Raw genomic sequence first — 8,477 nt, 5'->3', positions numbered from 1 at the left:
CCCTTTACCTGGTCGGTCGTCAGCGCTGCGACCTGCGCTGAGCCCATTGCTGCCAGTGTCGAAATTTTGATCGCGTTCAGGTCTTGCGTCTGCAATGCGGCGATCTCATCGCTGGTCAGAGCAAGGAACTGTTTCGACGACAGGGCAGCGGCTTGCGCCTGAGTCAGCGCCACAATCTGGTCGGTGCTCAGCGCCACGAGCTGGTTAGTACTCAATCCTGTGATTGCACTGGTACTGATTGCCGCGAAATCCATCGTTTCCATCGCAACCAACCCGGCTGTAGTAAACGATGCGATCTGGGATGAATTTAAGACACTAGTTTGAGCAGACGTCAAAGCTTTTGTTTGATCGCTGCCAAAGGCTTGTGCGATCTGTTGCGTTGATAACGCTGGAATTTGTACAGTGGTAAGCGCCGCAATTTGGTCCGACGTCAATGCCATCAAATCAGCTGCCGAAATAGCAGAAACTTGGCCCGCGCTCAACGCAGCAATCTGATYTGTTCCAAAACTAGTGATTAAACCCATTTCTTCTCCTGTTCTTGTGGAAAGTTCTCTACTTGTATCAAGACTGCCAAGCAGAAAAATCGACCGATATTTCGTTTTTGCGCCGTGGAACCAGGAGCATTCTTCGCAGCGCGAAATTTTTAAGCAGCTCACAGACGCCGATCTGCGCGACTACTTTCGCTTAGGCGCATCGACCTTTGCGGGACGGAACAACCTTACCGTCGTCGAATTCAGCCCCCTTCAGTTCAGCCAGACGATGGACTTCGTCCATCGGTAACTTCGCGAACAAGGCGAAAAATCGTCCGACTTCGTGATCATGGACGTTGCGCCAAAACTGCCAGTAGTCGAATGGGTTCCGTCCGTCAGCGTTCAGCCATACCGCATCATTGGTGGACTTTCCCATCTTTCGCCCATCGCTCGTGGTCAGCAGAGGCATCGTTAGTCCATACAGCGTCTGGGCCTGGGTGCGACGTCCCAGGTGAACGCCGTTGATAATGTTGGTTCACTGGTCTGCACCACAGCCATGCCTTCTTGCTAGTTCAACGAAGTCATACTTCAGTAACCTATTACGCAAATATCGATACTGCTATGCATGGAAGTAGGTTCTCACGGCAACTGTCGCGTTTGCTGACAAATGCATGTGGATTACTGCCACGCATCGCTGGAAATTCGAAAAAGACATACATGAGGCCTCTCTGCTGCAATGCGGACTACTAATCGCCAGTCCGAGTCAACGGGTCGAGCACCACCAAGCGTGTGAAGACGGTATGTTGTGTTTACTGGACGGTCGTTATGGCTGGCTGCATGAATTCGTGATCAGTACCGTTCGCGGTTCAGCGCATGAACTAATCACGGCAAGCAGCGGCGAGGAAATGAAGCACTAATGGGTCTCGCTGATGTGTCCGGAAGGAGAAAGTGCACCGGTGAGTCAACGTGATCCGGGTAGTATTGCGCGAAGTGGGGTCTCGAATTTGAGTGCCCCATTTTTATGATTGGTAACGGTCAGCGAAGGCCGGATTGATCTTTTATCTTTGAGGCTTTGCATGTTTGCCGAGCTCCGCGGCCTGCGCTGAGGTCAGTTCTCTTTCAAACGCAGTTGTCCCTGTGGTTTTGTCGGTGTTGTCTGTCAAATCCTCAGCAATACGGAATCTCTCGGCCACGCTGTTGCGATTATCGGTGCTGGTATGCCCGCGATAGGTCGGGCTGGCACCGATTGCGCCGCTGTTATAACTTCCGCCACGATGGATTACCATTATTCCACCATCGAATGGGGCGCAGCCGTTGATCCAGGCGCTTTCATCGTCGGCGCGCCTTCATAGTTTAAATGCTGGCAGTCTTCGACCTGTTCCCCTGCATTGCCTAGCATGTCGTACAGGCCAAAGGCATTCGCTTGGTACGTACCGACGATTGTCGAGAACTCGGGGTGATCATCGCATCCGACCGCTTCCGGCTTTTTCCGACGAGGTGGAAAAGCTAATTAGCTAAGCTTGCTCGCCAAAGAGAGCGGGTTAGCCTGAGCAGCCAAGGTAAATACATGCCAATCAGCAAAGCTCAGGCAACGTATTCCTATTTTTGTATTTGAGGATGTGGAATTGGATTCGCGTAGGCAAAAAGGCGTGTCACGATATCTCTCATCTCTTCTTGAAGCTTGAGGCCTATCAGTCCAGGCGAAAGCAGGCCTTTAGACATTTGATGCATAACTAATTCTTGAAATTTCTTGTATTTTTGCAAAGTATTAATTTTATTCGGAGTTAGTTCGTCGGAAAATGACGACCGGCTTCGAAGCGCCATACTTTCGGCAAAAACTATATTCGCTCTAGAGTAATCCCAAAAAATCCATACTGCGGCAACAAAATACGCAAACGAAAGGCCACGACCATTCTCCTTATCAAGACTCGCGCGGCAGAGGGAATAAGAACACCATGTCGGGCTCACGTAAGCGAAGTCCTTTAAGCCCTCTGGTGTCCGTTCAACATCAAAGAAATCAGGCGCCAGCTGGATGGCGTCTTTTAGGGCGGCTACAAAATAGGGTGTGTGAGCATCCATTGTCGCGAAAAGGTTGGCCGACTCGACTAAGTGCTCCTTGATTGCCAAAACCTCTTCCTCCGCGGTGTCGGAAAAATAGTGACGAAAGCCAGCAATGYTGGCCATGTTACCTTCAATACTGACATCACTAGTGGAGTACCTTGGCATCGTCTTGATAAATGTGGTGTAGTGGTTGACCATTGATTTCGGGAAATATCTTGCTGCCATTTGAATTCCTTCCGCAGATCTAAGCAAATCACGCTCGATCCGGTCTTTCAGATACCAGTCGATTAGTTTCCCAGCTTTCTCTACACCTTCTATTAGCGACTTCACTTTAGTTGAAGGTGAAGTTGTATAAAATGGAATGAAGCCGTCACAATCCCATTTGAAAACTCTCTCAAGAATGTTTTTTTCCTCGTCTTCAGAGACCGCTGCCTTTGAGTGAGCTTTGTGTTTGCAGCTCACAAGCCATCGTATTTTGCTTCCATCGCTGAAGGTTTCTTTCACCCCTAAATCAATCCCATTATCTGCACCGGTTGAAATCTGCTCGAAAATGACAGTGGGACGAACCGATGTGAAAAAGTCAAGGCAAAATGTCTCGAAATCGTCTGGAAGAGATGATTTGCCAATCGGCGTGTCTTTAACTGACGCATGGTCTGCTTTTGGTGAGACGATCTCGCGAAAATCAATGATTCCCATAGTTCCTTATTGAGATATAAGTCATATCTATGATTATAGAGCTGGCATCTGCAATATCGTACTTAAACTTTATCAAAGTTTTGCGTCTGCGCGCCCTTGAAATGATAAGGTGCTGTGACGCGGTCAGTGTATTTGGACGAGCTCAGTCGACCGGTTCAAGTCGTGGATGTCGCGTTCAACCAGCAAAAAGGTGTATCTGGCCTACCTTAGCATTTACGCTCTGGTCTGCACCCGACATGGCTGCTCCATTGAAACGCAGCTCACGCCCAGCAACTAGCCGACGAGCAACCCGAGGCCAGGACAACCGAGCTTCGCTCCGTTCGGGTCCCACTAGGGCAGGCAGGCGATAGACTTCGTCCATCAGTAACTCCGTGAACAAAGCTATGAACCGCCCCGCGTCGCAATCATCTACGTTATGCGTCAAGCGGAACAAGTTGGCTTGTGGTCGCTCTCATGCTGGCGGTTCTTGAGCTAGCGGTTGAGCTTTTTTGAGATTGAAAGAAAAGCGTTCCCCCTGCTGTATGTAATGGCGCTTTGCTTGAGCCAGCTACTTGCGACCACCGTATACTCGTCTGCACCGTCGCCAAGCTGCTGCGGCATTTTGCACCTCTGTTTTCAAGCGCGCGATATCCAATTGCTGTACGGCTCCTGCTCGCCCGATGTGAACGCTCCTCCGCAAGTTTGTCGGATTCGCGCACAGCGCCACATTGTCGCCGGGCTGGCGCGGTTCACTCTGGTTGTCAGACCTTTGATTGCGAATATTTCGCGTCGCAGTGAAGCCAGGCTTGCTGCGGATCGAATGTCCTGACTTAAGCTGCTGAGGCCCTAACCTTGACAAGCCGCCGGTTCGCCTCATCTTCTCATTTCAAGAGGCGCCATAGCGAAAATCCTAGCACGCCAATGCCGAATAAGAACAAACAAACATGTCCCGACTTCATGCCAGGATAGAGTGTGCTCTGCTGCGGCTGTTGCGGGTCAACGTAAACATCAATGTACTTGCCTGCGATAAAATCGCGCGCGCAATGCATGACAATGTCGCGATCTTCGTTGCTTTCACCGACATACTGTCCATTGCGATAGCGCGCATCTTCGAACACATACTCGAAGTCGACTCTCGCGGTGAATACATCGAGTTTTGAATCGATGTCGCCCCGGCGAGACTCGATTACCACGTGGCGCACTACACCGCCCACTTGGCGCCAACGTTTGGACGCGGATCCGGCCCTCAGTGCACGGGTTGAAAGCGTAACAAACCCTAATCCAATGACGCAGCCGACAATTAGAAATAATTCTTCCATCAGCATTAAAGATCTAACTTTCTAGTATTCTCGCACGAAGAATGCAAACTATTCCAGCCAGCGCGACATGCGGTAACGGGCAAGCTTGTCGATATTGAGAACCGCAAAATTCAAGCGACTAAGCCGAAGCTCAGTCGACAAGTTCAATTCGTACATGTCGCATTCTGCCAGCCGAAAGGCGTATCTGGCGTACCTCGGCATTCAAGCCGTTGTCCGCATGAGCGACCACGATCCCATTGAGCCGCAAACCTCCAGCAGCAGCTAAACGACGTGCATCGCCCGTTGAGGCGCAGAGTCCAGCTAGGACTACAAGCTCGCACAGAGTGATGCCGCCGGCATATCGTTTACTCCCGCTATCGTCGTCTTGCATAAATTCGCTTATGTTGACATGCGACGTCAACTCTTAACGCGCAAGGTGCTGCCATTATGCAATTCCGCTGAACGCTGGACTGACAATTATTGCTAATTTCGGCCACGGCGTTTAAGTTGCCACTTTGATCTGAACAGGATCACAGTCAGCCATGCGGTGTAGCCTCGAAGACTTTGCTTGCGCGCCATGTGTATCCAGGAGCCAAATCCTGAACGCGTACAAGGGAGTACCGCTGCCATCGCATTATCCGAAGAGTGATGATTGCCTAGCGCCGCAGCGACATGTGGTGCCAAGGCAAGCATTGTCGGTATTAAAGACAGTAAATTCGGAGAGGCGTAGCTTGGGGGTTAGTCGCCGAGTTCAATTCGTACATGTCGCTTTCGACCAGCGGAAAGGTGTACCTGGCCTACCTCGGCATTCACGCTCTTGTCTGCGTCCAAAACCGCYACTCCATTGAGGCGCAGACCGCCACCAGCAGCTAGACGACGTGCGTCGCTCTTCGAGGTACAGAGTCCAGCTAGGACCGCGAGTTCGCCCAGCGTGATGCCGGCCGCGTGTTGTGCGCGACCTAACGTCACAGTCGGTAGGTCTGCACTATCAATTTCATTGTTGAATGCCGCGTTGGCTCCGCGAGCAGCGTAATTAGCTGCGTCATCTCCATGAGCTAAACGAGTCGCTTCCGACGCTAGGACGACCTTAGCGTTGTTTAGTTCAGCCCCCTCTAGTGCAGCCAGGCGATGGACTTCGTCCATTGGCAACTCCGTGAACAAAGCGAGAAACCGTCCGATATCGCGATCATCTACGTTGCGCCAAAACTGCCAGTAGTCGAATGGCTTCAATCGGTCAGCGTTCAACCACACCGCACCATTGGCGGACTTACCCATCTTTCGCCCATCGCTCGTCGTCAGCAGCGGCATCGTTAGCCCATACAGAGTCTTGACCTGGTTGCGACGTCCCAAATCAACGCCGTTGATAATGTTGGCCCACTGGTCTGCACCACCTACCTGCAGTGTACATCCATACCTTTTTGCCAGTTCCACGAAGTCATACGCTTGGAGTAGGGTGTAGCCGAACTCAAGGAACGAGAGCGAGTGCTCGAGTTTCGTGCGGATCGCATCGAAAGTAAGCATACGATTTACACTGAAATGGCGGCCTACGTTGGATAGAAACTCGAGATAGCCTAGTCCATCAAGCCAGTCTGAGTTATCGACGATCTGGGCGTCGCTCCCCAGGAAGCGGTGGAATGCATCTTTGATGCCGCGAATGTTCGCAGCAATGACATCGGAAGACAATACAGGCCGAGACGTATCTCGGAAGCTTGGATCTCCGATTCGAGTTGTCGCCCCGCCGATTAGAAGCAATGGCTTGTGGCCGGCACGCTGCAGCCAGCGCATCAGCATTAAACCWTGGATGTGGCCGACATGCAGGCTATCTGCAGTTGCATCAAAGCCGATGTACGCAGTGACCTGGCCAGCCATGAAGGCTTGCCGTAAGCCTTGGTCATCTGTGCACTGATGGATAAATCCGCGCTCGCCAAGCAGGTGAAGCAGGTCATTTGAGACATCAGACATTACGAACTCCTTAAGTGGTGGTTAGCCGCTCAGGAGATCTCGATGTCGCAACCCGTCCCCTGATGGCGGACCGGGTTGCATGCGCAAGCTCCTACCGCCGGAAGCGGTAGGCGTAATAGCTAGCGATAGAAAAAATCGACGAAATCATGTTTGGCATCTTATAGCTGTTCAAGACATTGAGTCAAATGCCTGCTAATACCTTGGGTCGTGCGCTTAACTAGACAAACGCCAGGCCATCTCTTTCCAAATTGTGCTTCTTACGATCCGCATCAGGTGCGCTTCTCCAGCAATGTAAGCTCGTGCCGCTCCTTCAAGTGCTGCGTGCCGCTGCGCGACGGCGTCGAGTTCTGCATCAAGAGCAGAGGTGACGCGAAACAAAACATCGTCCAAGATCTGGCTGGCAGCGCTACTCGAAAGACCAAGCTCGCAACCTGCGCGTAGCATATTCGCCCGCCGTACTTGACCGAAGAAGCGGGCTTCTGGCAAACCAATTGTCATGTCAATCCAAGGCCATCCATCACCATTCGTGATGGCCCTAGTCGCATAGGGGCCAGTCGAAAGCAGGTCGTAATGCGGTGTGAGTTTTATTCCTTCGTTAGACACAAAGAAGGACAGATTTTTTAGATGGGCATCGTCGTTCCCGATTAGCACATTGAAGACGAGCCAACGGTACAACGCTTGGCGCGTCTGTTCCTGATCTGTGGTCAGTGAAATGAGACGCTGCAGTGCTGTCAGAGTAGCGACGAGATACTTGTTTGTTCGGGCGATGTTTAGAAGCTGACACGCATCGACGACATGAACGCTGTCTGCGCTTTGCTCAGAAACCGACAAATTGAGGGGAGGGCGCGCGACTCGGTCAAATCTCTCAACGATGTAAACTGGCTCAGGCACGTACGTGAGATAAACTCCAGGTACTTCCAGACCGGCTGCACGAGCAAGGCGCATCACTATGTATTCATTGATGGCCGACGCGGGATATCGAAGACTCTCCGGATGGTCCGGCTTGAGTATGTGCGTGGAAGCTGTTGTACCTACAGGCTCGAAGAGTCGTCCGTCATTCATCACGACGACGAGGAGCTTGTGTTGAGCGCCAGCGACGGCGACTCGCTTGGGTGAGTACGCTGCCATTGTGCGAGTTCCAAGTGCCGTAATGCGTTCGCTTAACTGCTCGCGACTCAACTCTCTTAAGCCTGAGTCACACGCCAACTCTTGCCCAGGTTCGCGGAAATTAAGTGCACCGGTCGATTCCTCTCCCAGATACTTCAGCAACGCGAAGGTATCTCCTCCGGGAATCCCGGCCTCTTTGAAAATAGAATGTTGAAGTGCTTCCTCTGGAAGTAGATTCTCGAAGTACCATTGCACGTGCCTGTTACGCTCGTCATCCACATGCACGTGCCGTGTGCGGGTAAGTGCAGGTGAGAGGTCAAAACTGATTGCGCTCCTCGCCCATTCGTGCTCATAGGTAAAGCTCCATCTGCCTTCTTCTTGGAGTTGTCCAATGCAATCATGGTCAATAAAAACGTCGAGGCACCTCATTTTGAGAGTCCGCTCATCGAGACAGCGTTTCAACTCGCCGCGTCGGGTATGGGCCAGCCCAGTGTAGTCGCGGTTCTTCGAATAACCCAGCGCATCTCTTCGTCGCTTCCCCAGCGCGTGAGCAAAAGCTTTTTCAGCAGTCCCGAAAGTATTCCCTCTTCGGTCATTGCAGCGTACTTGGTTGCTCGATTTCGCTGACACTTCTCTACCAGCTGGTTGGCTATGTCCTCGCATATTTCGAACCGTTTTGCCAGCTCTTTTGGTAAATATCCAGAGTAGTACTTACCGTCCTCACTATTAAAGCGAACGGCCAATTTGGGTTGAGCTCCGCTAAGGGATGCGATTGGTCCTCGCGGGAAGTCTTCCGGAACAGTCACATCGCCTGACATCGAACCTCCTATTGCTTAGCTGCCAGTCATCCCAATTCGCTATGCGCCCGACACACCTCAACCGAGCTCACCCTCCGGATTACATC

The 8,477-nt window shown here is 51.8% G+C and carries 7 protein-coding genes and 1 pseudogene; all 8 read right to left on the bottom strand.

The genetic code is table 11. The features are described from left to right. Positions 1–524: pseudogene (locus tag AB4Z11_RS14945) on the bottom strand (heme utilization protein); the annotation flags it as partial. A gap of 160 nt (positions 525–684) precedes the next feature. Continuing rightward, positions 685–996 carry a hypothetical protein gene (locus AB4Z11_RS14940; protein ID WP_442026034.1) on the bottom strand — a complete coding sequence of 104 codons (312 nt, stop codon included), beginning with the start codon at positions 994–996 and terminating at the stop codon, positions 685–687. 532 nt (positions 997–1,528) lie between these two features. After that, positions 1,529–1,756 carry a hypothetical protein gene (locus AB4Z11_RS14935; RefSeq protein WP_442026032.1) on the bottom strand — a complete coding sequence of 76 codons (228 nt, stop codon included), beginning with the start codon at positions 1,754–1,756 and terminating at the stop codon, positions 1,529–1,531. After that, on the bottom strand, positions 1,756–1,911 hold the full coding sequence (locus AB4Z11_RS14930) for an SUMF1/EgtB/PvdO family nonheme iron enzyme (RefSeq protein ID WP_442026033.1): 156 nt from the start codon (positions 1,909–1,911) through the stop codon (positions 1,756–1,758). Before AB4Z11_RS14930 ends, AB4Z11_RS14935 begins: the two co-directional genes overlap by 1 nt. A 158-nt stretch (positions 1,912–2,069) precedes the next feature. Next, positions 2,070–3,227, bottom strand: a complete 1,158-nt coding sequence (locus AB4Z11_RS14925; protein WP_442026031.1) for a hypothetical protein — start codon at positions 3,225–3,227, stop codon at positions 2,070–2,072. An 860-nt stretch (positions 3,228–4,087) separates the two neighbouring features. Further along, the gene (locus AB4Z11_RS14920) at positions 4,088–4,531 is read right to left on the bottom strand and encodes a DUF3592 domain-containing protein (RefSeq protein ID WP_442026030.1); all 444 of its coding nucleotides are present in this window, start codon (positions 4,529–4,531) and stop codon (positions 4,088–4,090) included. Positions 4,532–5,242: 711 nt separating this feature from the next. Further along, complete coding sequence (tyrS, locus tag AB4Z11_RS14915) at positions 5,243–6,466, bottom strand: tyrosine--tRNA ligase (RefSeq protein WP_442026029.1); 1,224 nt, start codon at positions 6,464–6,466, stop codon at positions 5,243–5,245. Positions 6,467–6,679: 213 nt separating this feature from the next. Further along, positions 6,680–8,203: a HipA domain-containing protein gene (locus AB4Z11_RS14910; protein ID WP_442026028.1), complete on the bottom strand. Its 1,524-nt coding sequence runs from the start codon at positions 8,201–8,203 to the stop codon at positions 6,680–6,682. Between the last annotated feature and the right edge of the window lie 274 nt (positions 8,204–8,477).

This window comes from Pseudoduganella sp. RAF53_2 (genome assembly GCF_052113985.1).
GTDB lineage: Bacteria > Pseudomonadota > Gammaproteobacteria > Burkholderiales > Burkholderiaceae_D > Rugamonas.
Note: the sequence above shows the minus strand (reverse complement) of the source record. Positions and strands in the feature narration are given on the sequence as shown.

Excerpts from the sequence above, each read along its gene's own strand:
- AB4Z11_RS14935 (WP_442026032.1), bottom strand. The coding sequence starts at position 1,756 with ATGGTAATCCATCGTGGCGGAAGTTATAACAGCGGCGCAATCGGTGCC.
- AB4Z11_RS14920 (WP_442026030.1), bottom strand. The coding sequence starts at position 4,531 with ATGCTGATGGAAGAATTATTTCTAATTGTCGGCTGCGTCATTGGATTA.